At 72.4% G+C, this 23134-nt stretch carries 22 protein-coding genes; 8 read left to right on the top strand and 14 right to left on the bottom strand.

Annotated features, from left to right (window positions below; all coding sequences use genetic code 11):
* Positions 1-446: 446 nt before the first annotated feature.
* Both ABT053_RS34975 and ABT053_RS34970 read left to right on the top strand, forming a co-directional pair.
* On the top strand, positions 447-947 hold the full coding sequence (locus tag ABT053_RS34975) for a M15 family metallopeptidase (RefSeq protein WP_350975075.1): 501 nt from the start codon (positions 447-449) through the stop codon (positions 945-947).
* Between the two features lie 283 nt (positions 948-1230).
* Positions 1231-1941, top strand: coding sequence for a L,D-transpeptidase family protein (locus tag ABT053_RS34970; RefSeq protein ID WP_350975073.1), 711 nt, complete (start codon positions 1231-1233; stop codon positions 1939-1941).
* 27 nt (positions 1942-1968) lie between these two features.
* On the opposite strand, the gene ABT053_RS34965 is transcribed toward ABT053_RS34970, so the two are convergent.
* The 3 genes from ABT053_RS34965 to ABT053_RS34955 all read right to left on the bottom strand — a co-directional run bounded on the left by ABT053_RS34965 (position 1969) and on the right by ABT053_RS34955 (position 4625).
* Positions 1969-2613: a response regulator transcription factor gene (locus tag ABT053_RS34965; protein ID WP_350975072.1), complete on the bottom strand. Its 645-nt coding sequence runs from the start codon at positions 2611-2613 to the stop codon at positions 1969-1971.
* Entirely contained in the window at positions 2604-3770 is a 1167-nt protein-coding gene (locus tag ABT053_RS34960; protein WP_350975070.1) for a sensor histidine kinase, read from the bottom strand. Before ABT053_RS34960 ends, ABT053_RS34965 begins: the two co-directional genes overlap by 10 nt.
* 138 nt (positions 3771-3908) lie before the next feature.
* On the bottom strand, positions 3909-4625 hold the full coding sequence (locus ABT053_RS34955; RefSeq protein WP_350975068.1) for a MerR family transcriptional regulator: 717 nt from the start codon (positions 4623-4625) through the stop codon (positions 3909-3911).
* 63 nt (positions 4626-4688) lie between these two features.
* Here ABT053_RS34955 and ABT053_RS34950 point away from each other — a divergent pair, with 63 nt between their 5' ends.
* Positions 4689-5165: a DUF6194 family protein gene (locus ABT053_RS34950; protein WP_350975066.1), complete on the top strand. Its 477-nt coding sequence runs from the start codon at positions 4689-4691 to the stop codon at positions 5163-5165.
* A 154-nt stretch (positions 5166-5319) separates the two neighbouring features.
* On the opposite strand, the gene ABT053_RS34945 is transcribed toward ABT053_RS34950, so the two are convergent.
* The gene (locus ABT053_RS34945; RefSeq protein ID WP_350975063.1) at positions 5320-5772 is read right to left on the bottom strand and encodes a MarR family winged helix-turn-helix transcriptional regulator; all 453 of its coding nucleotides are present in this window, start codon (positions 5770-5772) and stop codon (positions 5320-5322) included.
* Positions 5773-5834: 62 nt separating this feature from the next.
* On the opposite strand from ABT053_RS34945, the gene ABT053_RS34940 reads away from it, so the two are divergent.
* Positions 5835-6125 (top strand): antibiotic biosynthesis monooxygenase family protein, encoded by a 291-nt coding sequence (locus ABT053_RS34940; RefSeq protein WP_350975060.1) that lies wholly within the window; start codon positions 5835-5837, stop codon positions 6123-6125.
* 99 nt (positions 6126-6224) lie between these two features.
* Here ABT053_RS34940 and ABT053_RS34935 read toward each other — a convergent pair whose 3' ends face one another.
* From ABT053_RS34935 to ABT053_RS34925, 3 genes are all read right to left on the bottom strand, one after another.
* Complete coding sequence (locus ABT053_RS34935) at positions 6225-6860, bottom strand: DedA family protein (protein ID WP_350975059.1); 636 nt, start codon at positions 6858-6860, stop codon at positions 6225-6227.
* Between the two features lie 536 nt (positions 6861-7396).
* Positions 7397-8026: a YigZ family protein gene (locus ABT053_RS34930; RefSeq protein WP_350975058.1), complete on the bottom strand. Its 630-nt coding sequence runs from the start codon at positions 8024-8026 to the stop codon at positions 7397-7399.
* Positions 8027-8114: 88 nt separating this feature from the next.
* Positions 8115-10037, bottom strand: coding sequence for a sigma-70 family RNA polymerase sigma factor (locus ABT053_RS34925; RefSeq protein WP_350975056.1), 1923 nt, complete (start codon positions 10035-10037; stop codon positions 8115-8117).
* A gap of 593 nt (positions 10038-10630) precedes the next feature.
* On the opposite strand from ABT053_RS34925, the gene ABT053_RS34920 reads away from it, so the two are divergent.
* Together ABT053_RS34920 and ABT053_RS34915 are read left to right on the top strand one after the other, a co-directional pair.
* On the top strand, positions 10631-12088 hold the full coding sequence (locus ABT053_RS34920; RefSeq protein WP_350975055.1) for a DUF1996 domain-containing protein: 1458 nt from the start codon (positions 10631-10633) through the stop codon (positions 12086-12088).
* Between the two features lie 109 nt (positions 12089-12197).
* A complete protein-coding gene (locus tag ABT053_RS34915; RefSeq protein ID WP_350975052.1) occupies positions 12198-12797 on the top strand; it encodes a DUF305 domain-containing protein in 600 nt (199 codons plus the stop codon).
* Positions 12798-13173: 376 nt separating this feature from the next.
* On the opposite strand, the gene ABT053_RS34910 is transcribed toward ABT053_RS34915, so the two are convergent.
* A complete protein-coding gene (locus tag ABT053_RS34910) occupies positions 13174-13323 on the bottom strand; it encodes a hypothetical protein (protein ID WP_350975051.1) in 150 nt (49 codons plus the stop codon).
* 43 nt (positions 13324-13366) lie between these two features.
* On the opposite strand from ABT053_RS34910, the gene ABT053_RS34905 reads away from it, so the two are divergent.
* Positions 13367-14503 (top strand): ferredoxin reductase family protein, encoded by a 1137-nt coding sequence (locus ABT053_RS34905; RefSeq protein WP_350975049.1) that lies wholly within the window; start codon positions 13367-13369, stop codon positions 14501-14503.
* A 69-nt stretch (positions 14504-14572) separates the two neighbouring features.
* Here ABT053_RS34905 and ABT053_RS34900 read toward each other — a convergent pair whose 3' ends face one another.
* Genes ABT053_RS34900 through ABT053_RS34890 form a run of 3 tightly spaced genes read right to left on the bottom strand, consistent with a single transcriptional unit; the run spans position 14573 to position 17456 of the window.
* Positions 14573-15421, bottom strand: coding sequence for an ATP-binding cassette domain-containing protein (locus ABT053_RS34900; protein WP_502991947.1), 849 nt, complete (start codon positions 15419-15421; stop codon positions 14573-14575).
* A gap of 14 nt (positions 15422-15435) precedes the next feature.
* Positions 15436-16464, bottom strand: coding sequence for an ABC transporter permease (locus ABT053_RS34895; RefSeq protein WP_350975048.1), 1029 nt, complete (start codon positions 16462-16464; stop codon positions 15436-15438).
* On the bottom strand, positions 16461-17456 hold the full coding sequence (locus ABT053_RS34890; RefSeq protein ID WP_350975046.1) for a sugar ABC transporter substrate-binding protein: 996 nt from the start codon (positions 17454-17456) through the stop codon (positions 16461-16463). The genes ABT053_RS34895 and ABT053_RS34890 overlap by 4 nt, the downstream gene beginning before the upstream one ends.
* Before the next feature lie 721 nt (positions 17457-18177).
* Between ABT053_RS34890 and ABT053_RS34885 the strand changes: the two genes are divergently transcribed.
* Positions 18178-19164, top strand: a complete 987-nt coding sequence (locus ABT053_RS34885) for a sulfotransferase family protein (protein ID WP_350975044.1) — start codon at positions 18178-18180, stop codon at positions 19162-19164.
* A gap of 102 nt (positions 19165-19266) precedes the next feature.
* Here the strand turns inward: ABT053_RS34885 and ABT053_RS34880 are convergent, their stop codons facing one another.
* From ABT053_RS34880 to ABT053_RS34870, 3 genes are all read right to left on the bottom strand, one after another.
* Positions 19267-20157, bottom strand: coding sequence for a glycoside hydrolase family protein (locus ABT053_RS34880; RefSeq protein ID WP_350975043.1), 891 nt, complete (start codon positions 20155-20157; stop codon positions 19267-19269).
* A 465-nt stretch (positions 20158-20622) separates the two neighbouring features.
* Positions 20623-21945, bottom strand: coding sequence for a lanthionine synthetase LanC family protein (locus ABT053_RS34875; RefSeq protein ID WP_350975041.1), 1323 nt, complete (start codon positions 21943-21945; stop codon positions 20623-20625).
* Positions 21946-22176: 231 nt separating this feature from the next.
* Positions 22177-22980 (bottom strand): inositol monophosphatase family protein, encoded by an 804-nt coding sequence (locus tag ABT053_RS34870; protein WP_350975039.1) that lies wholly within the window; start codon positions 22978-22980, stop codon positions 22177-22179.
* Between the last annotated feature and the right edge of the window lie 154 nt (positions 22981-23134).

Below are 23134 nucleotides of genomic sequence, written 5' to 3'. Positions count from 1 at the left end.
GTACCGCTGCCCTGCCGCGGCAACCGGTCTCAGCGGCCTCTCCTCCGCCTAGGAAGCCTGTGGAGCGTCTTCCGCCCTTACGGTTCGCAGGCGCCGTCCACGCGGCCTCCCGGCATCTCGCCAGGGCGGGGTATCGATGAGGGCGGGCAGATGGAGGGTCCTAGTCTGGGGAGATGGGATTCATTCCAGGCCACACGTCGGCCGCGGCGGCACTCGCTCTGCTCAGTGTGACCGGCATCGCCGCGGTGACGGTCGCGGCGTCCCCGCCGGTGCCCCTCGCTCCGGGCGCACCACAGGCGTCCCCGTCGGCGACACCTGCCCCGGGCGCACCACAGGCGTCTCCGCCGGTGACCCCTGCTGCCCCGGGCGCACCACAGGCGTTCACCGCCACGGTGACGCCGGTGACTCCGGGCCAGCTTCGTTATTCCTGGCGTCGGGGGTGCCCGGTGGGACCCGCCGACCTCAGGATGATCACCATGACCTACTGGGGCTTCGACGGCAGGCCCCACACCGGAAAGATGGTGATCAACAAGTCGGTGGCCGGCCAGGTCGTCTCGGTCTTCAAGAAGCTGTACGGACAGCGCTTCCCCATCCGGCGGATGCAGCCGGTTGAGGTCTACAAGGGCAGCGACGACGCCTCCATGGCGGCGGACAACACCTCGGCCTTCAACTGCCGGCGCGTCGGGACCAGCGGCACGTGGTCGCAGCACGCCTACGGCCTCGCGATCGACGTCAACACCCGGGAGAACCCCTACATCCATCCCTATCCAGGCGGCACCGTCGATCCCCCGAACGCGAAGGACTACGTCCGGCGCCCCCTGGACCGGCCGGGAGTCATCAACCCCGGCGACAAGGTGGTTCGCGCGTTCGAGAAGATCGGCTGGGTCTGGGGCGGATCATGGTCGACCTCGAAGGACTACCAGCACTTCTCCCAGAACGGCCAATGACACCTCCAACACCTCCAACACCTTCGACGCCTTCGACGCCTTCGACGCCTTCGACGCCTTCGCGCTGAGATCTCCCGGTGCCGTCCACGGCGGGAGCCACCGGTGGCCGTCTCGACGGCGTGGGACCCCGGCCGGTGAGTTCCGGCGGGTGTGAGCCGGGGCCGACGTCACCGTACGACGGGGCCGAGAACGCCCGGCGCGAGCGAGGCCTCCAACGTGAGCAGGGCTCTGACCTGGCCCTTAGCCATACAGAGCACGCCTCTCACCTGGTTAACCTGCACGTATGGACAACGTTGACCGGAGATCGCCCGCGGTCTCTAGAACGGCCTTCCGCGTGAGCGCCGCGCTGTTCGCGCTCGTCATGGCCTTCGGCGGGATTTCCGGTGCCCGTGCCGCCTCCGCCTCCACGGCCGCCGCCCTGCCGCCCCCGTCGCCGGGACGGCAGCTCATCACCGTGACGGCCGACGCCTACCAGAGGAGCACCGCCACGCTGGTCGCCTACACCGCGGAGAACGGCCGCTGGGTGAGGACGTACGGGCCGTGGACGGCGAACGTCGGCGAGAGCGGCATCGCCCCGCCGGGCCGGAAGCGGGAGGGTGACGGGCGCACCCCGTCCGGCACGTACGGGTTCGACTTCATGTTCGGGGCCAAGCCCGATCCCGGTGTGAGGTTCCCCTACCGGCAGGCGCGCTCCCACGACAAGTGGGACGACGATTCCGCCAGTCCCCTCTACAACACGTGGGTGGACGCCCGCCACGCCGATCCGGGGGTCTCTCCCGAGAACATGCTGAACCCCCCGGCCTACGACTACGGCGCCGTGATCGCCTACAACACCGGGGAACGCACCCCCCACCTGGGCAGCGCGATCTTCCTGCACGTCAACACCGGCGTGCCCACCAGCGGCTGCGTCAGCCTGCCGGTCGACAAACTGCTGAAGGTGCTGCGCTGGATGGACCCGAAGCGCTCCCCGCGGATAGACATCAGGGTCGCCTGACACCCCGCCGGAGGCCGAGACCCGGGCTCAGGAGCCGAGATAGCGCAGCACCGCCAGGACGCGGCGGCTGTAGCCGGTGACGTGGAGCAGGCCGAGCTTGTCGAAGATGGCGTTGACGTGTTTCTCGACGGCGCTCTGGGAGACGTGCAGCCGCTCGGCGGTGGAGGCGTTGGTCAGGCCCTGGGCCATGTGGTCGAGCACCTCGCGCTCGCGGGAGGTGAGGCGGCTCAGCGGGTCGGCGTGGGTGGTCCTGGCCAGCAGCTGCCGTACCACCTCGGGGTCGAAGGCCGCTCCCCCGGCGCCGACGCGGTCGAGCGCGTCGAGGAAGTCGGCGACCTGGGCCACCCGGTCCTTGAGCAGGTAGCCCACCCCGTCCACGTCACCGGTCATCAGCTCGGTGGCGTAGCGCTTCTCGACGTACTGCGACAGGACCAGCACCCGCGTCCCCGGGTGGCGGCGCCGGATCTCCAGCACCGCCCGCAGCCCCTCGTCGGTGTGGGTCGGCGGCATCCGCACGTCGGCGACCACGACGTCGGGCCGGTGCTCGGCGACCGCGGCGACGAGCGCCTCGCCGTCGCCGACCGCGGCCGGGACCTCGTGGCCCTCCTCGACTAGCAGCCGGACCAGCCCCTCGCGCAGCAGGGTCGAGTCCTCGGCCAGGATCACCCGCACGGGAGCTCCGCGGTGATCGTGGTGGGCCCGCCGGGCGGGCTGTCGACGCCGAGGCGGCCGTCCAGCGCGGCCACCCTCCTGGCCAGGCCCGATAGCCCGCCACCGGCCGCGCTCGCCCCGCCCACGCCGTCGTCCCGTACCCGCACGACGACCATTGTGCCGCGTTCGCGGACCTCGACGGTGATCGTGGTGGCGCGGGCGTGCTTGGCCGCGTTGGTCACCGCCTCGCTGACCACGAAGTACGACGCCGTCTCCACCGCCATCGGCGGCCGTACGGGCAGCTCGCAGACGACCTTGACCGGGACGCCGGAGCGTTCGGCGACCCCGGCCAGCGCGTTGGCGAGCCCGAGGGAGTCCAGCCCCGAGGGGTAGACCCGCCAGGCCACCTCGCGGAGCTCGGCCAGTGCCTGCTGCGCCTCCTCGTGCGCCTGTCCGAGCAGCTCGGACCGTCCTCTGCGCGCCCGTCCGACCAGCATGGACAGCGCCACCAGCCGTTGCTGCAGCCCGTCGTGCAGGTCCCGTTCGATCCTGCGCCGCTCGGAGTCGACGGCCGCCAGCACGCCCGCGCGGCTCTCGGCCAGCTCGGCGATGCGGCGCCGCAGCGCCTCGGTGGGGTCGGGACCGAGCATGCGCGCGGCCAGCCACCGCTCCATCGCGTGCACCCCCACCAGGCCCGACAGCGCCAGGAACAGCATGACGCCGCCCCCCAGGAGGAAGTAGGCGAGCAGCGGCACGCTCGGCGTCATGCCGTCGAACGGCAGGCCCCTCCCCCAGGACCAGGCGAGGGCGGCGGCCATCCCGGCGCCGACGACGAGCAGGGCGGCCACCAGGCCGCCGAGCACGCCCACCGGCACCCTGGCCGCCAGGTAGCGCGACTCCTGCCCGTCCGGAAGATCCGCGCCGAGGTCGAGGGCGGCGGGATCGAGACGCAGACGGCGGACTTCGAGCACGGCCAGCCGCCGGGCGGCCCCCCGCACGGCCGGGCGACCGGCGAACGGCAGCGTGAGCAGCAGGAACACGACGTCGAGCAGGGCGGTGGCCGCCCCGAGGACCACCGCGCTCAGCAGCCGCAGCCCCTCGGCGACGGGACGCGTGCCGTCCTTCGCGTCGCCCGGCCGGCCCGGCGCCCCGAGGCTCTCCATCAATCCAGCCAACATGCCCCAGAGGTTACAAACCATCGGGACGGGACCGTAATGAGGCGCATGGCCGTTTCCGGGCTGCGGAAAACCACACCCTGACGAGAACCGGCCGAGGGTCGTCCCGGCATCCGGGGCACGAGAGCATGCGTACGACGCTCAGCCCACCGGCGGGAGCAGGGGGCCGAGTGCGGCGGCACCGTCGAGGAGGGCCCTCGATCGGGCGTCGATGCTCGCGTCCCGGGCGGCCAGCGTGGCCGTCACCTCGTCCCAGCGGCGGGTGCGCCGCAGCTCCGGCATCAGGGCCCGCAGCGAGGCGACGCGGTGACCGGCCATGCGCAGCTGGTGGACGATCCGCGCGTCCCGGACGTCGTCCGGGAAGTAGCGTCGCGGTCCTCCCGGGGAGGCCCTCCGGGGCACGACGAGACCTTCCGCGTCCCAGTGCCGCAACGCCGAGGGGCGCACCCCGAGCGCGACGGCGAGCTCGGAGACGCTCATGACGTCCGAGGGGCGGACGTCGCCGATCGCCTCCCCGGAGATCGTCGCGGCGGCCTCCCTGGCCAGCCCGAGCTCCCGCCGCTCCGTGTCGAGCCGGGCGTGCGCCGCGTCGAGCAGGGCGAGCAGGTCCGAGGCGGGGTACGCGTGCGCCGCGCGCATGATCCGCTTGGCCTCGACCGGCCCCGCGCCGGCGGCGAGAGCCCGATAGGCCAGCGCGGAAAGCAGATGCGTCTCGTCGTAGACCCGGTATCCCGTGCCGGTGCGCGCCACGGGAGGCAGCACGCCGTCGCGTTCGAGATTGCGCACCTGCTGGACCGAGCACCCGGCACGCCGCGCGACGTCGGCCGTCCGCATGACGGCCGACTTGCGACTTCTCACCCGTCGACCTGGGTGTTTCCGGGGCGAAGTCTCCACAAGGACATGAATGAAACGCTACAACACATGAGTATCGACGAGATCATCGAATTCCTCGCCGGCCTCGACGGGGTTCTCACCCTCAGGCCGGCTCCCGGCGACGGTTCACCCGAGATCAGCTGGGGTGACGCGTTCTTCTACTACGCCCCCGACGGCGAGGTGCCGAAGGCGACCCAGCCCTTCGCGACGATCGTGACGAAGGACTACCCGGAGGACGAGCTGTCACGGCTGGACCGTCCCGGCGCCTTCCGCCTGAACCTCTTCGCCGGGAAGGAGGCCTTCGTCGGCTGGACGGGACGGCAGCCGCGCGACGCGGCCACGGGCGAGACCGACCCGAGCGTGGCCGACTCCGTGATGGCGCACCCCGTCTACGGCACGCTGGGCTGGCTCGCCGTGGTGAACCCGGGGCCGCGGACGGAACCGGCGATCCGGGAGCTGCTCCGCACGGCCCACGACCTGGCCCGCTCACGCCACCGGCGGCGCGCCGGATCGACCTCCCCCTGACCCGAGCCTCTGATTCGAGCCTATGATCCGAGACCCTGGTTCAAGACCTTGATCCGAGACTCTGATCCGAGAGCCTGACCCGAAAGCTTGATTCGAGAGCTCGATTCGAGAGCCTGATCCGAGGGCGGCCGGGACCCCGCGGGGCCGGCGACGATCACCTCGTCCCGGCCTGGCGCTCGGCGACCAGCTGGAAGACGCGCTTGAACTCCGCGTACGCCTCCTCGCCGACCGCCCGCGCGTGCTCGGCCTCCATCTCCACCAGGACGGCGTCCGACTTCACCATGTGATCGCGGCCCAGTTCGGTGGGCACGACGAGCTTGGCCCGGCGGTCGGCGGGATCCGGCCGCCGCTCCACGTACCCGAGGGCAACCAGCTCGTCCACCAGGTTGCCGATCACCTGCTTGTGCTGGCCCGACCACGCGGCCAGGTCGGAGGCCCGGCTGCCCTCCACGTCCAGGTACGCGAGCACGGCCCCGTGCCGCGGCCTGACCCGCGCGTGGCCCATCTCCGACAGCCGGGAGAACAGCTCCCTCTGCAGGCCGAACAGCGTCCGGCCGGACAGGATCCCCAGGTCGGGCCGCTCCCGCTTGCGCTCGCTCCTCGACACCGCACGCCTCCAATTTAGTCACCGATTTTGACTGTCACTAAATTTGACCATATTGTCGCGGCGTGACGACGACAGTGGAAATCACCAGGTTCCGTGTCTCCCCGGAGCGCGCGACGGACCTCCTGGCCGCCCGGGACGGGATGATCGCGGACTTCCGGGCGGACCGGGACGGCTTCCTGGACGCCAAGCTGGTCCGGCTGCCCGACGGGGAGTGGCTGGACATCGTGGAGTGGCGCTCGCCCGCCGACTTCGCGGCCTCCCGCGCCAAGGGCGGCAACCTGCCGGGAATCCAGGCCTTCTTCGCCCTGATCGACGAACTCGTCTCCACGGAGGAGGGGACGTCGCAGTCCTGATCAAGGGCCCGCCGGGAGGGGGACGGGGTCGGCCGGGGCAGCGGGGGCCCCGGGCGCGAGCCCCGCCGTCGTCCGGCAGGCCCTTCGGCGCGTCAGCGGCTAGGCGTGGTGCTTGCCCTTGCGCCGGTCAGACAGCCTGACCACGATGAAGACCACCACGGCGAGGATCACGACGGCCAGCACCGCCTTCGACACCACGCCCATGTACCGCTCGACCAGGTCCCACTGCTCACCGAGCAGGAACCCCGCCATCACGAAGGCCGTGTTCCAGATGAGGCTGCCCAGGGTGGTGAGGAGGGTGAAGATCATGATCGGCATGCGCTCGACCCCCGCGGGGATCGAGATGAGGCTGCGGAAGATGGGGATCATCCGGCCGAAGAAGACGGTCTTCCTGCCGTGCCTGGCGAACCAGGCCTCGGTCCTCTCGATGTCGGAGACGCTGACCAGCGGCAGCTTGGAGGCGATGAACACCACGCGCTCCCGGCCCAGCAGGGCCCCGACCCCGTACAGCGCCAGCGCGCCGATCACCGATCCCAGGGTCGTCCAGAGCACGGCGTCGAACAGCCCCATGTTCCCCTTGCTCGCGGTGAACCCGGCCAGCGGCAGGATCACCTCGCTGGGCAGGGGCGGGAACAGGTTCTCGAGCGCGATCGCCAGCCCCGCCCCGGGCGCACCCAGGGTTTCCATAAGGTTGATCGCCCATCCGGCGATCCCGTCGACATTCGGTGAACTCATAGGGACAAGGCTACGGAGAGCTGCGTACGGTGTGGATGCGGAACGCTCCCCGCCCCGTCTGGCGCGCGCCGCAGAGCGCGGCTGCGGAAAACCCCAGCCGCCCGCCACCCGGCCGTGACGGCCGGTCGTTCTCCGGGATTCCCGCACGTCAGCGGGGCATCGCGCGGCCAGGGCGGGGATGGCGGCGGTGCCCGCGAAGCCCCTCACGGCCCGGAAGCGGGTGACCGTGACCGCCGATCGGCGCCGTCGCCCCATGACGAGTGTGACCCATCCCACATTTACCGCTCGCGGGGACGAGGCGTGTCCGGGGCTTCCACGGGGAAAGGTCCCCGGTTCCCACGGGCGCGCCGGGCGCGTTCCCAGCCGCGGGTCCGGGCGGTCAGGCGCGGCCCCACGCGAGCCCGGCACAGGCCGGGCATCCCCGGAGCGGGTCAGGTGCCCCGGAGGTGGGCCGGACACAGGCCGGCACAAGTCGAACGTGGACCCGGAACCAGCCGGACGCGGACCTGGTTCTGGCCAGGCACCCCCGGAGCGGGTCAGGTGTCCCGGAGGTGGATCGCCTCGCCCGGTTCGATCCCGGCCCGGCCCGCGGTCAGGGTGGCGACCCAGCCGGGGAAGGCGGGCAGGTCCCGCTCGCGCACCGCGACGCGGAAGCCGACCTCCTCGCCGTAGACGACCTCCCTGACCTCGTACGGCGAGGCGTGCAGGTCGTTCTCCAGCCGCCCGGCCCTGACGTGGTCCACGGTCACGGTCATGACCTGGGCGGGCACCATCTCGACCAGCGGCGTGAGGTCCAGCGTCCTGCCGACCGACGAGCCGTACGCGCGGACCAGGCCCCCGGCGCCGAGCTTCACCCCGCCGAAGTAGCGGGTGACCACCGCCACCGCGTCGGCGACGCCCCGGCGCAGCAGGGTCTCCAGCATCGGGGTCCCGGCGGTGCCGCCGGGCTCGCCGTCGTCGTCGGCCCGCTGGACCAGGCGGTCGCCGCCGATCACGTACGCCGAGCAGTTGTGCGTGGCGTCGCCGTACAGCCGCCTGCGGGTGGCGACGAACTCCTTCGCCGCCTCCTCCGAGGGGGCCGGGCCGACCGCGCACAGGAACCGGGAGCGCTTGATCTCGATCTCGTGTTCCGTGGTGTCCTGCGGAGTCAGGTACGGGTCGGGCACCCGGCAAGGGTATCCACCCGCGTGCCGCCCCGGGACGACGCGGCCGGCACGACCAGCACGGTCAGCGTAGCCAGCACGACCGGCGCGGTCAGCGGGCCGCCTGGAAGGCGCGGCCCGCGCGGGTGACGGTCCCGTCGTGGCGGAACAGCCCGCTGTTGGGCTCGGTGTCCGAGGAGGGCAGGCCGAACCAGGCGTAGCGCCGCACGTACGGCAGGGAGGCCAGCATCTTGGTGGAGGCGGTGACGAACGCGGCCTGCTGGGCGTCGCTGGCGTAGCGGGTGCCGTTCGAGAAGTCGATCAGGGCGTACTCGGTGAGCCAGATCGGCTTGCGGTAGCGCTTGTACACGGCCTGGACGTACGACTTGAGCTGGCTCACCGCCGGCTGGGTGCGGAAGTCGGCCCCGTACCAGTGCAGCGCGATGAAGTCGACGCGGTAGTCCCGTTCCCTGGCGCCGGTCATGAAGCGGTCCAGCCAGCCGCCCGGGGTGGCGGCGCCGAACGCGACGGAGGGGCTGCTGAGCACGCGGCCCGCGGACATGAGCTTCGGCCAGTGCGACAGCGCCTCCTCCACGCTCATGTTGGCCTGCTGGGGCAGGTCGGGCTCGTTGAAAGCGAGCAGGTAGGGCCCGGCGCTCCTGGCCTCGGCGAGGTTCTCCGGGGTGACGCTGCCCGACCCCCAGATCATCGGGACGAACCCGTCGGCCCGGGGGCCGGTGACGCCCTCGCGGCGGGTGGACCAGGTGTAGTACCAGCTCGCGCCGGACTTCGCGAAGGCCGTGCTGAGTCCGGGCATCTTCCACACGCCCACGCCCTTCCGGGGGGAGCTCGCGACGGCGGCGGGCGGCGGCGTCGTCGTCCGGGTCGGCGTGGGGGTGGGGGTGCGGGAGGCCTTCTTGCGGGCGGGGGTGGGAGACGGGGAGGGCTCGGGCGTGGCGCTCGCCGACTGGGGCGACGGCAGCGGCGGGGGTGAGGGCGGCGGCGAGACCGTCCGCGTGGGCACGGCCAGCGGCGGGGCGGGCTCGGGGGCGGGGGACGTGAGCTGCCCGAAGATCAGGACACCCGTGACGACGACGGCCGTCGCGCCGCCGATCGCGATCGGGGCGGGGGGCAGCGAGGCGAACAGGCCCGGCCGCGCCGTCTCCAGGGCGTGCGCGCCGTGGGACGCCCCCCAGGAGGTCGCGTGCGCCACCGCCTCGACGGCGGGCGGGACGGCGTTGAGGTGGTGCAGGGCGAAGCCGATGGGCAGGGGCAGCAGCGGCAGCCCGCTGAGCAGGCGGTCGATGGGCAGCAGGCCCGCCGTGCGCCCCTGGCAGACGGCGCAGTCGCGGATGTGCCGGGCGAAGCGCTTGCGCCACAGCGGGCTGGGGACGCCGTTCCAGTTCGCGGTGAGGGCGCGCAGCTCGGCGCACCCGGAGTCGGCGCGCAGCGCCCGCACGATGGTGCGTCCCGTCTGGACCTGCTCCTTCATCCGCTGGACGCGTACGGCGGCGTGGCGTCCCGACAGGCCGAGGGCTCCGGCGAGGTCGGCGCGGCCGAGCTCGCCGGTCTCCTCCAGCCACCACAGGGCGAGGAGCGCCTGGTCGTCGCCGTCCAGCCAGCGGGTGGCCTCGGCGACCTCGCGGCGCTGGTCGGTGAGCCCGAGCCGCAGGATGGTCACGGCGGCGAAGTCGGAGGCGGGGTCGGGCACCTCCTCGGCGGTGTCGAGGTCGGCCCTGCGGTGCTGGGTGGTCCTGCGGTCCTGCTCGTGGTCGCGCACCTGGCGGACGGCGATGGCCACCAGCCAGGACCGGTACGCCTGCGGGTCCCGCAGGTCGGGCAGGGCGCGGACGACCCGGAGGAACGTCTCCTGGACCACGTCGTCGACGTCGGTGTGGCCGTTCAGCGCTCGCCCGACGATGTTGTAGACGAGCGGGAGGGAGTCGGCCACCAGGGCGTCCAGCGCCCGCTGGTCTCCGTCGCGCGCCGCGGCCACCATCGCCGTGTCGGGTCCGCCCCTACCGGTTCCGAGCATCGCACTCCGCTTCCTGTCGTCGTCCACGGTTCGTCGTCCCCGCGTCATGCCGGGCGCGGGCAGGGACGATTCTCTCCATAACTCCTCATAGCGGAAGACCGACGAGCCCCCTCTATGGAGACCGTCGGCAGGTCAGATGGACAACGAAAATTTTCTCCGCCCTTTTTCTGAGTTTTTGTTGTCGCCCGTCCCCCCGCCGGTCTCCTGTACAGGAGCAGAACACGCCCGGCGCCGGGTGTGACGGCGAAGGAGGCTCATGGCGGTGGCATCGGGGAGGCGCACCGTGGCGCTGTCACAGGACTATATGTCCTGTTCAGTGCGGTACCGTCGTGCACGGCGACGGTCTTCGCGCCCCCGTTCCCGCACCCCGTCCGAGCGGCACGGCCTCGCCCTCTCCCCCGCCAGCACCGGCGGCGGCCTCCGGACGCCTCCCGGCCGGGGCCCCCTGCCGGAGCGGTCACGGCCTCCCGGCACCGCCGGCACCTCCCCCACCGGACGCCGTCCGCTGACACGCCGGGCCACGAACCGGTCCGGCCGAGACGCCGTCGAGCATCACGTCCATCACCTCCCGACCCCCTAAGGACCTCATCCACATGAGTGAGACTGTTCCGAGCACCACGGCCCCGGGTCGCGGACCCGGCAGGCGAGCCCGCCGCTTCGCGCTCGCCGGTGCCCTCGTGACCATCCTGGGTGCCTCCCTGGTGAACGGCGTCCTCCCCGCCAGCGCGGCCGACGCCCCGCTGTCGCAGAGTGGCAAGGCCACCGCCTCCTCGTCCGAGAGGGGCGACCTGCCCGCCTCGGCGGCGATCGACGGCGACGAGGACACCCGCTGGTCGAGCGCCTTCAGCGACCCCCAGTGGTTCCAGGTCGACCTGGGCGCGTCCAAGGCGATCGACAAGATCGTGCTGAACTGGGAGAACGCCTACGCCACGGCCTTCACCATCCAGACCTCCCCCGGTGGCGGCGAGTGGAAGACGATCCACACCACGACCGCGGGCAAGGGCGGGGTGCAGACCCTGGACGTCTCGGCCACCGGCCGCTACGTCCGGCTGAACGCCACCAAGCGCTCCTCCCGGTACGGGGTCTCGCTGTGGGAGTTCGAGGTCTACGGCACCGGCTCGGGCGCCACCCCGCAGCCGAGCGCCACCCCGACCGGCACGACCACCCCCAAGCCCAGCACCACCCCGAAGCCGAGCACCACTCCCAAGCCCAGCACGACGCCGAAGCCGAGCACCACCCCGACCGTGCCCTCCGGCGGCAACCTGCCCAAGGGCCCGGTCCCGCCCGGCGCGGTGCGGGTGGCGGAGTTCCTCGCCGAGTGCCCCTACACCCACCGGCTGCCCGACGACCCGATCGTGATGCCGGGCCTCGCCGGCGGGTCGCACATGCACAGCTTCTTCGGCAACACCACCACGAACGCCGACTCCGACATCGACAGCCTGCTGGAGGGTGGGACCACCTGCAGCCCGAAGGCCGACCTCTCCTCGTACTGGGTGCCGACCCTCTACAGCGACGACAAGCCCGTCGAGCCGACCGGCACCACGTTCTACTACCTGGGTGAGGGCATCAAGGACGAGCTGATGGCCCAGACCCGGGCGCTGCCGCTGGGCCTGCGGATCGTGGCCGGCAACGCCAAGGCGACCGGCCCGAACGACCCCACCAGCAGCTCGCGCTGGTCGTGCCTGCACGCCGGCGAGGTGGGCTCCTCCAAGAACTTCGTCAACTGCCCGGCCGGCAAGATGATGGAGTCCTACCTGGACTTCCCGCACTGCTGGAACGGCAAGGACCTGGACTCGCCCGACCACAAGAGCCACATGTCCTACCCGGTGAACGGCGCCTGCCCGGCATCGCACCCGGTGATCGTGCCCAAGCTGCGCCAGGTGCTGCGCTACCCGGTCAGCGGTGACCCGGCCAAGTTCCGGCTCTCGTCCGGCCCCGGCTACACCATGCACGCCGACTTCTTCAACGCCTGGCCCGAGGCCGAGATGGAGCGCCGCGTGCGCGACTGCATCCGCCCGGTCGTCAAGTGCGGCGCCGACGGCACCCCCTGAGACGGCAGGTGACCGTCTTCGGACGGAAGCGTACCGTCTGACCTGAACGGGGCGAGGCCCGGCATACCGGGCCTCGCCTCACCAAGGGAACGGCGAGCGAAGGAGCGGCATGAAGGCGTCCACGATCGGTGCGTTGGTACTCGTCGTGCTCACCGTCCTGCTGGTGTCGCGATGTGTCGCGGCCGAGCCCCAGACCCATACGGCGGCGAACCACCCGCCGTCGCGAAGCGGTCCCGCCGCGCTCCCCACACCGACCGGAAGCGCGTCGGGCTCCTTCAACGGCACCGACATCGCGTGGCTGCAGCTGATGATCCCGATGACCGAGCAGGCGGTACGCCTGCTGGAACTGGCGCCGGGCAAGACCTCCGATCCGAAGCTCAGGCGGTTCGCCGAGGAGCACGTCGACGATCGCCGTACGACGCTCCGGGAACTGCGCGAACTGCTGCGGCGGTCCGGGGTGCCGGAGAGCAACGAGCACGAGGGGCATGACATACCGGGCATGGTGATTCCCGACGACTTCGCGGCCCTGAAGCGGGCCGACGGCGCCGCGTTCGACCGGCTCTTCACCAAGGACGCGCGCGAGTACCTCACGCAGTCCGTCCTGGTCGCGAAGAGCGAGCAGAAGGCGGGCTCCGACCAGGAGACCAAGGCGTTCGCCGCCGCCATGGAGAAAACCCACGGCGGCCAGCTCACCCGGCTGGAGCCGTGAGAGGCGCCGCCCCCGCCCCCGACTCCGGCACGCACCCGCATACCGGCGCGTACCCGCACCCCGGCGCGCGTCCTCACCCCGACGCGCGTCCCCACCCCGGCACGGACCCACGCACCGGCACGGATACGCATTTCGACACGCGTCCGCAGCCTGACACGTATCCCCACGCCGGCACGGACCCACGCTCCAGCACGGATACGCACTTCGACACGCATCCGCAGCCCGGCACGCGTCCTCACCCCGACGCGCGTCCGCGGCCCGGCACGGACCCGCGCTCCGGCACGCATCCGCGGCCCGGCGCGGGTGCGCGCTCCGGTGCGGATACGCGTTCCGGCGCGGGTGCACACTCCGGCGCGCGTACGCGGCGGCGCAGGGTTCACGTCCGCCCGCCCGCGCGCCGGGCGCGGCCGTCCCTGGTCCTCGCCCTGATCTGCGCCGGAGCCGTCGCGGCGACCGCGACGTGCTGGCCGGACCTGGCCTCGATCTCCGGGATCACCGAGGCACTGGCCTGGGCGGGCAGGCTCACCGGCCTGCTCGCGGGCTACGCCTGCGCCGTCCTACTGGGGTTGATGGCCCGCGTCCCCGCGCTGGACCGGGGGGTCGGGACCGACCGGCTGGCCCGCTGGCACGCGACGGGCGGCCGTCACACCATCGTCCTGTCGGTGGCCCACATGCTGTTCGCCGTCGCGGCCCACGTGGCGCGCTCCGGCACGGGCGTGCTGGAGGGGATCGCGGGGCTGCTCCTGGACGGCCCGGCCATGCTGGAGGCGGCGGTCGCCCTCCTGCTGCTGATCGGCGTCGCGGTCGTCTCGGTGCGCGAGGTACGGCGCCGGATGCGGTACGAGACCTGGCACTATCTGCACTTCGTCACCTACGTGGCCGTCTTCCTCGGGTTCGGCCACCAGCTCACCGGGCCAGACTTCGCCGGCAGCGCGGTCATGAGCGTGTTCTGGTACGCGCTGTACGTGTCCGTCGTCGCCCTGCTGGTCTGGCACCGCTTCCTCGTCCCCGTCCACCGCGCCCTGCGCCACGGGCTCCGGGTCGCCGAGGTCCGCCGCGAGTCGTCCTCGGTGGTGTCGGTCTATCTGACCGGTGAGCGTCTGGACGAGCTGGGCGCGGAACCCGGCCAGTTCTTCCGGTGGCGGTTCCTCGCCCCCGGCATGTGGTGGACGGCCAATCCCTACTCGCTGTCGGCGCCCGCCAACTCCCGCTTCCTGCGGATCACCGTCAAGGGCGTCGGCGGTCACAGCCGCGCGCTGGCCGGGTTGCGGCCCGGCACCCGCGTGTGGGCCGAGGGTCCGTACGGCGCCCTCACCGCCGCGCGGCGCCGCAGGCCGCAGGTGCTGCTGGTGGGCGGGGGCGTGGGCATCAGCCCGCTGCGCGCGCTCTTCGAGACGCTGCCCGGCGAGGTGACCCTCGTCTACATGGCGCGCCGCGACGAGGAGCTGATCCTCCGCCACGAGCTGGACGCCATCGCGGCCGTGCGCGGCGCCACGGTCCACTACACCGTGGACGAGCTGACCGGGTCGGCCGGCAAGCGGAACGTGCCGCTGACCGGGCGCGCCCTGCGGACCCTGATCCCCGGGCTGGCCGTCCACGACGTCTACCTGTGCGGCCCCGCCGGGATGACGGTCGCGGCACGGCAGGCCCTACGCCGCGCGGGCGTCCCCGGCCGCCGCATCCACGTGGAGTCCTTCGACTTCTGAACGGTTCACCCGGCCTGCCCGCTTCATCTCTCTCATGGGGAGCGGCGTTTTTGCCGGGTCCGCCCCGGCTCACGGGGGCGGCGGTGTCCCCGGCCCGGCCGGAGGGCCGTTCCGGCTCAGCTCGTGGGCGAGCTGTTCCAGCTCGGCACCCCCCGCCATCAGGGAGGTGAGCTCCTCGGGAGTGATGTCCGCCTTGGCGTACTCGCCGAGGCTCGCCCCCCGGTTCAGCAGCAGGAAGCGGTCGCCGATCGGGTGGGCGTGGTGCGGGTTGTGGGTGATGAAGACGACGCCCAGGCCCCGGTCGCGCGCCTGGGCGATGTAGCGCAGGACGACTCCGGCCTGCTTGACGCCCAGGGCGGAGGTGGGCTCGTCCAGGATGAGGACGCGGGCGCCGAAGTGGACCGCGCGGGCGATGGCCACGGACTGGCGCTCGCCGCCGGACAGGGTGCCGACGGGCTGGTCGACGTCGCGGATGTCGATGCCCATGGAGCGCAGCTCCTCGCGGACCGTCCGCTTCGCCCCCGCCACGTCGAAGCGGCGCAGCGGCCCCCGGCCGAGCACGGGCTCGGAGCCGAGGAAGAAGTTCCGCCAGACCGACATCAGCGGGATCATCGCCAAGTCCTGGTAGACGGTCGCGATGCCCTTGTCGAGGGCGTCACGGGGGCTGGCGAAGGCGGCGGGGGCGCCGTCCACCAGGTACGAGCCGGAATCGGGGGCGTGCACGCCCGACAGGATCTTGATCAGCGTGGACTTGCCCGCGCCGTTGTCGCCGAGGACGCAGCTCACCTCCCCGGCGCGGACCCGCATGGAGACGTCCCGCAGCGCGATCACGCCGCCGAACGTCTTGCCCACGTCGCGGACCTCCAGCAGCGGCGGGGCGTCCGTCCCGCCCTCCGTCACCGCCTCGCGGCCCGCCACGCTCTCGTCTCCCGTCACCGCTTCACCTCCTCCGCGTACCGGCGGACGAACCGGTTGGCGAGCGTGGCGAGCAGCAGCATGGCGCCGAGGAAGAACGTGAACCAGTCGGCGTCCCAGCCCGCGAAGACGATGCCCTTGTCGGCCATGCCGAAGATCACCGCGCCGACGGCGGCGCCGATCGCGGAGCCGTAGCCGCCGGTCAGCAGGCAGCCCCCGATGACCGCGGCGATGATGTAGACGAACTCCTGGCCGACGCCGGAGCCCGCCTGCACCGAGGTGAAGCGCAGCGCCATGATCGAGCCGACCAGCCAGGCGGCCGCGGCGGTGGTCACGAAGAGCGCGATCTTCGTCCGTTCGGCGGGGACCCCGACCGCGCGGGCGGCCCGCTCGTCTCCGCCCACCGCGAAGATCCAGTTTCCGGCCCTGGTCCTGGTGAGCACCCAGGTGCCCAGGGCGGTGACGGCGAGCCACCACAGGATCGCCACCCGGAACTCGGTCCCGCCGACCGGGATCGTCCCGGCGAGCACCGCCCGCACCTCCTCGTACCCCTCGGCCCTGCGCAGGCCGCCGACCTGCACGGTCCCGGTGAGGGCCTTGGTGACGCCCAGGTTGACGCCCTGGAGCATGAGGAAGGTGGCGAGGGTGACGATGAAGCTGGGCAGGCCGGTGCGTACCACGACTAGCCCGTTCAGGAAGCCGACGAGCAGCGCCACGGCCAGGGCGGCGAGCATCGCCGCCCACACCGGCAGGTCGTAGCGGGTGGCGAGGATCACCGTGACCAGGCCGACGGTGCCGGTGAGCACCCCGGCCGACAGGTCGAACTCGCCGCCGATCATCAGCAGCGCGATCGCCACCGCCATGATCCCGAGGGTGGAGGCCGGGTCCAGCCAGTTGGCCACGCCCTCGACCGAGCGGAAGACCTCCGACTGCCCGGCGAAGAACGCGAAGACCACGAGGGCGCCGACGACGGCGCCGAGTTCCGGCCTGATCAGCAGCCTGCGGGCGACCCCGGTCCCGGCCAGCCGCTCGTCGGCCACCGTCACCGGGTGCCGCTCTCGGCCAGCTTCGCCACCTGCGCGGCGTTGTCCTTGGTGACGAAGCCGGGGCCGGTGTTGACCGGGAGCCCTCCGCCGACGGTGTTGAGGTTCTCCTTGTGGAGGGTGAGGAACGTGATCGGCAGCCAGCCCTGCAGGTACTGCTGCTGGTCGACCGCGAACAGGATCTCGCCGTCCTCGATGGCGGCGACCACGTCGGCCGACAGGTCGAAGGTGCCGAGCTTCGCCTTCGAGCCGCCGTCGGCGATGGCGTCGCGGGCGGCGACGGCCACCGCGGGGTTCAGGGTGAGGACGCCGTTGAGGGAGGTGTCCGACTGGAGCCTCGCCTTGATCTTGGAGGTGGCGTCGGCGAGGTTGCTCACGTCCACCTGGAGCCGCTCGACGGTGCCGCCCAGCCCCTGGGTCGCGCCGTTGCAGCGCTGGTCGAGCCCGACGTTCCCGGCCTCGTGGATCACGCAGAGCAGCTTGGTGACCCCCTCGGCCTTGAGCTTCTCCCCCGCGCCCCGGCCCGCCACGTCCTCCGACTGGCCGACGTGGGTGACCGCGCCGAACTCGCGGGAGACGTCACCCCCGGAGTTGATGGTGATCACCGGGATCCCGGCGGTCACGGCCTTGCCGACGGACTCCTTCAGGGCGTCCGGGTTGGCCATGGAGACCACCAGGCCGTCGACCTTCTGGCTGACGGCCTGGTCGATGAGCTGGGACTGCCTGGCCGGGTCGCCGTCGCCCTGGTAGGTCACGGTGACGCCGTACCGTTTCCCGGCCGCCTCGGCGCCGTTCTTGACCACGTCCCAGAAGGCGTCCCCCGCGCTCGCGTGGGTGACGACGGCGAAGGTGCCGCCACCGGCCGCCGGGGCGGGGCCGCTCGCCGCGCCCGCGCTCTCCCCCGAGGGCTGCCCTCCGGCCTGCCCCGCCGAACAGCCGGTCAGCGCGGAAAGGCCCAGCACGGCCACCGCGACCAGCCCTGTCGTCCACTTCATCGGTACCTCCGCGCGTCGCCTCGCCGGATCTCCCTCGTTCCTGGTTTGTAACCACGCATTACCTACATGTCAATGATTTGTCGTGACATTAGGACTTATGAAATCGCGGCGGCGGCGTGCGTCCGCACGGGTCCGTCTACGTACCATGGCACCGGGTCCGCCTTCGTACCATGACATTCGCGCCCGCCGTCACCGGGGCTTTCACCGCTCGTCGGCGCGGCGTGACGGTACGGCCCGCCATGCGATCACCGGACGGCCCCCCGGAACGTCCCGTGCACCCGCCTCCGTACGGCCGGAGAGCACGGCCGGAGCCCGGTCAGAGCCCGGTCAGGACACGACCAGAACCCGATCAGGGCACGGCGTGGCACGTCACGGCGCCGCGCGATCGCCGTGATCCGAAGGCCTGCCGGACCGGGTCGCGGGCGGGCGGGGGTGAAGATCCGCGGGGTGAGCTCGAATCTGGAATACGGCACGAGTATCCTGTTTATTCGCAACACGACAAAACTCCTCCCCGGCAATGAAATAGAGGAAAAGAACTCAGCGTTCACTGAACGGGACAACACCCTTCACGTCCAACGACCTGGAGATAGGCGCCGACGACTGGAATCCCCGCGACCGGGAAGCCCTTTGGATCACGGCGATCGCGCGGCCGAGCGCTTGCCTTCGCCGGAGAAGGGGCTATATTTACCAATAATCATAGTAGGGATTAAGGGTAATAACGATGCCCCTGCCGAATTTCCTCACGATCGGTGCTCCCAAGTCCGGGACCACCGCTCTGCACGCCGCCCTGGCCCGGCACCCGGGACTGTTCATGTCCCCGGTGAAGGAGCCGAAATTCTTCCTCAGCGACGGCCCTCCGCCGACCAGGGGAGGACCGGGCGACGCGCAGACCTACCGCGAGCACGTCTGGAGACGCGAGGACTACGAGGCCCTGTTCGGCGCGGCACCGCCGGGAACGCTCACCGGCGAGTCCACCCCGTTCTATCTCTACGATCTGGCGGCGCAGCGGCGCATCAAGGCCGCCATCCCCGACGCCAGGCTCATCGTGGTGCTGCGCGACCCGGTGGAGCGCGCCCACTCCAACTGGACGCACCTGTGGTCGGCCGGGCTGGAGCCGATCGGCGACGTGGTGCGGGCCTGTGCCGAGGAGGAGCGGCGGATCAAGGCGGGCTGGGCCCCGTTCTGGCACTATCGCGGGCTCGGCAAGTACGGTGAGCAGCTCGACCACCTGTTCACCCTCTTCCCCCGCGAGCAGGTGCTCGTCTACCGCTACCGCGACCTGGTCGACCGCCCCGCCGACACCCTCGACCGGATCTTCCGGTTCCTCGGGGTGGAGACCGGCGTGGTCACCGAGGTCCCCCGGGAGAACGTGACCGCCCACCCGGAGCCGACCCGGGGGCACCGGATGCTGTCGCGGGCGCTGCGCGTGGGGTCGTCCGTGGGGCGGTTCCTGCCGTCGCGGGTGAGCGTGGCGCTGACCGACCCGCTGGAGCGCAGGCTGCAGGAGCGGGCTCGTTCGCGCCAGCCGCTGACCTGGGACCAGCGGGAGAAGCTCATCCCCTACTTCACCGAGGACGTGGCGCTGCTGCAGAAGGTGACCGGGGAGGACTTCAGCGACTGGCTCCGCCCGCGCGAGCGCTCCGGCGGCCTGGTGGGCACCCGCCCCAACGGCCAGCGCCAGGCGCGCAACGGCCGCCCCCAGGCGTAGCGCCCGGCGCCTGACGGAACGAGCACCGGCGTGGCCGCACGAACCGGCCGGTCCAGGTCCTGGACCGGCCGGTTCGCCGTGATCAGCGCGGTTCGGCCGTGATCAGCGCAGTTCGGTACGGAGCTCGTGCGCCCCGTCCGCGCGGGTGTACTCGTAGTACAGCCGCCGCCCGCCGCCCGGCAGGTCCACGATGTCCAGGTAACGCAGGCCGCCGCCCGCGTGCGGCGAGACCGCGACGGGCTCGGTGCCGAACGGGGTCAGCTCCGCCGGGTCGGCGCCGACCGCGACCCCGGTCTTCTCCTCGTAGTTCTCCGCCGCGGTGGCCCTGCCGTCGTAGAAGGCCACCACCCGGTCGCCGAGGAAGCGGACAGCCGCCACCCGCGCGCCCCGGGAGTCCCAGAGGCCGGGACGGCCGCTGAGCGCGGTGCCCTGCCAGGTCCACTCGATGCCGTCGGCGCTGGTGGCGTAGTCGCTCACCATCTGGTCGGCCTCGTCGGCGTGGTCCAGCGGGTGGCAGGAGGCCCACAGGTGCCACACGTTGTCGCGCAGCACGATCACCGGGTCCTTCACGCCGGTCTTCGGGTCACCGGGCAGCACGACCTGCCGCTGCGAGGCCTGGAAACCGGACGGGTCGTCGGCCTCCAGCACCTCGACCCGCCAGTGCTTGGTGTCGTAGGTGGCGCAGCTGAGGTAGAGCCTCCAGCGCCCCTCGGGCGTACGGATCAGGGTGGGCCGCTCCAGCGACTCGGTGTCCATCTCCTCCCTGCCGATCGTGAGCAGGGTCTCGAAACGCTCGCCGTCGGTGGAGCGGGCGACGGCGACGGCGTAGCCCCGGCCCTCTCCGATGGGGCGGCGCAGCCGGTAGGCGAGGTAGATCAGGCCGTCGCTCGCCACGGCGCTCGGGGCGCCGGCCCAGTGGCCGGCACCCGGCTGCGCGGGTTCGACGGCGACGGTGGAACGGTCGGGGTCGGGAAGGAAATCCTCGATTGTCACGACACCGAGATTAGGCAAGCCTTGGGTAGCACTCACGGAGAATCACCAATCGTCATCACGAGCTTTGTCACCCCTTGACGGCCAAAGGGCGCATCATCCTCATCCTTGGTTCCTCCGGCGCGAGGGGCACCGGTGGCTGCCGCCTCTCCAGGGCCGGATCGGCCGGATCGGCACGATCGGGCGTACCGGGGGTTGACACGGTCCGGGGTGCCGGGCCGGTGCCGGGAGTCGTGTCCGTGGCGCCGGGCCCGTTGGAGGCCTCGATGCCCGACCGTACAGGGTGCGGGGACGTGCACGGGCGCGGTGGGCCGTGACGGCACTCGCCTCGCGCTCTCCCGCGCCGCCGGGGCGCGGCCCGCGCCGCGCTCTCCGAAGGTCTCGCGGCCCCGCCGGCCCCCTCGTCACGCCTGTCGGCGATGACCTGCCGGCTCACCGGCGACGCGCCTTTCACGATCTTCGGGACCGTCAGGACCGGCGGAGCGTCGCGCTCGGCAGCGGGATGGCGGGGAAGGGGTTGTCCGGGGGCAGGACGAGCCGCCTGGCCTCCTGCGGGCGGGCGGTGGCGTCCAGGTGCAGGAGAGCGGCCCCGATGCCCGCGGCGCCGACCATGTAGCCGGTGTCGGCGGTGACCTCCCAGGGGCGCAGCCGCCGGTAGGCCTGGTACCAGCGGGTGCCCCGGCCGTCGTGGCCGGTGGCCCGGCCGGTCAGGCTCTCCCCCAGCGTGCGGGCGAACTCCAGGTGCCGGCGGTGGCCGGTCGCCGCCCAGAGCCCGACGAACAGCTCCACCAGACCGGCGGTGCCGCAGCACTGGCAGGCCGAGTTCCACGATCCGCCGCTCTGGTTGGCGGGGGCGCCGCTGCGGACGATCCCCCTGGCCAGCCGCTCGGCCCAGTCGAGGTCCCCGGCGTCGCCCGAGACCCGGTGCAGCTCGTAGAACATCCGGGCGACGCCGGCGGAGCCGGAGCAGAAGCCCAGGTAGTGCAGGTCGCGGCCCTGCGGGATGTGATGCGGCACCAGCGCGCACCGCTCGGTCACGGCGCTGACCGCGCGGACGAAGTCGGCTCCCCTGCGGGAGGCGCCGAGGAAGTGGCTCTCGCCGGTCACGCCGTACAGGCGGGCGAGCAGGAAGGCGGTCCCCGCGGTCCCGGACAGGAAGCCCGGGGTGACCGCGTCCAGCGGCAGGTCGGCGCAGGCGCCCTCGCCGAAGCGGTGGCCGGGAACGACGAGCGTGGCGATGCGGGCACCGGCCTCGACGGCGACCTCCTGGTAGGCGGGCACCCCCAGGATGCCCGCGGCGTGCAGCAGGCCGAGGATGATCCCGCCGTCGCCTCGCTGGGCGGGGTCGCCGGTCCAGCCCAGGCCGCCGTCGATGGGGCGGGCGCTGCGCACGATGCGGTCGGCGACGGCTCCGGCCTCGACCTCGAAGGCCTCCTCGCCGGTGGCCCACCCGGCCTCCGCCAGGGCGAACATCACCCCGGCCAGGCCGTGGTGGAGGGAGAGGTCGGCCTGCTCCCGCCAGGTGGCGGTGAGGTAGCGGGCCCCGGCCCTGGCGTCGTCCAGGTAGCCGCCGTCGCCGGTGGCGGCGGCGAGCTCCAGGAAGAACAGGATGATCCCGGCCGCCCCCGAGTACAGCGACAGGGGGTGGTCGGGCATCGCGGCCCGGCCTCGGGGATCGGGGTTGGCCCGCCAGTGGCGCCCCCGCTGGTCGTCCACCGCCGCCGAACGGATCCAGCGCGCGGCCCCGATCGCGGCTGCCAGCGGGCTCTCGGCCTCCGGCTCCAGGCTCATGGCGGCTCCTTCGTACGGCGAGACAATCATTTTACCTGTATTTCCTACAGGATCAATAGGTAATGCGGTGACCGACACGCGGGACCTGCCCGAGCGAGAGTCTCCCATGCGAGGCCCCGCGAGACCACGCGGCCGGGGCGAACCCGTGCGGGCCGACGCGACCCCGCCCGTGCTCCCCGTTCCGCGCCCCCCGTCCGCGCCCCGCCCGGCTCACCGGCCCACCGGCGGCGCTCAGGCCGGGCGGCCGTGGAGGAGCAGGTCGCTCATGACCGACCCCGCCAGGTCGAAGCCGCCGACGTGGGCGAGGTAACCGCCGGGCTCGAAGACCGACCCGTCGAGCGGGATGAAGACGCCTCCCGCCTGGCGGACCAGCAGCGACCCCGCCGCCATGTCCCACGGACTGACCTTACTGCCGTAGGCGACGTCCGCCCACCCTCCCGCGACGTGCGCCAGCTTGAGCGCGGTGCTGCCGGGACGGCGCGTGGAGGCGAACGCCTCCACCATCCTGCCGAACCGGCGCAGCGCCTCCTCCCCGGCCTCGGCCAGCTCCCAGGGGGTGGGATAGCTGGTCAGCAGCACCCCCTCCCGGTCGCGGGCGGCACCGGAGCTGCGCAGCCGCACGCCGTTGCACCAGGCCCCGTCCAGGTCGGCCCGGAACTCGTCGTCGCGCACCGGGTCGTACACCACCCCGGCGACCACCTCGTCCCCGACGGCGGCGGCGATCGACACGCAGAAGAACGGCAGCCCGGCGGCGAAGTTCGCGGTCCCGTCGATCGGGTCGACGTACCAGCGGATCTCGCCGGAGCCCCTGCTGCCGCCCTCCTCCCCGACGATCGTGCTCCCGGGTACGTGCCTCTCGATGACCTCCCGGATGGTCTCCTCCGCGGCGCGGTCGTGCTCGGTCACCGGGTCGTGGAAGTCGCTCTTGGTCTCGACCGCGGGACGCGACCTGAACGCCCCGCGGAGCCGGTCGCCCACCGCGCGGGCGGCCTCGACCGCGATCGCGGAGAGCTCTGTCGCGGTGCTCGGGTCCATGCTTCCTCCAGTGCTTCCTCCGGCCGGTGACACGGCCGGTGACGCGGGCGGTGACGCGGACGTGCCGGGAACCGGCCCGCCGGGCGGCGGGACGTGACGCGAACCGGCCGCGCCGGGTGACGCGGACGGTGCCGCGAACCGGCCCGCCGGACGG

It is taken from the genome of Streptosporangium sp. NPDC002524 (genome assembly GCF_040295985.1).
Classification (GTDB): domain Bacteria; phylum Actinomycetota; class Actinomycetes; order Streptosporangiales; family Streptosporangiaceae; genus Streptosporangium.
This window is presented reverse-complemented; position numbering and strand designations above follow the sequence as displayed.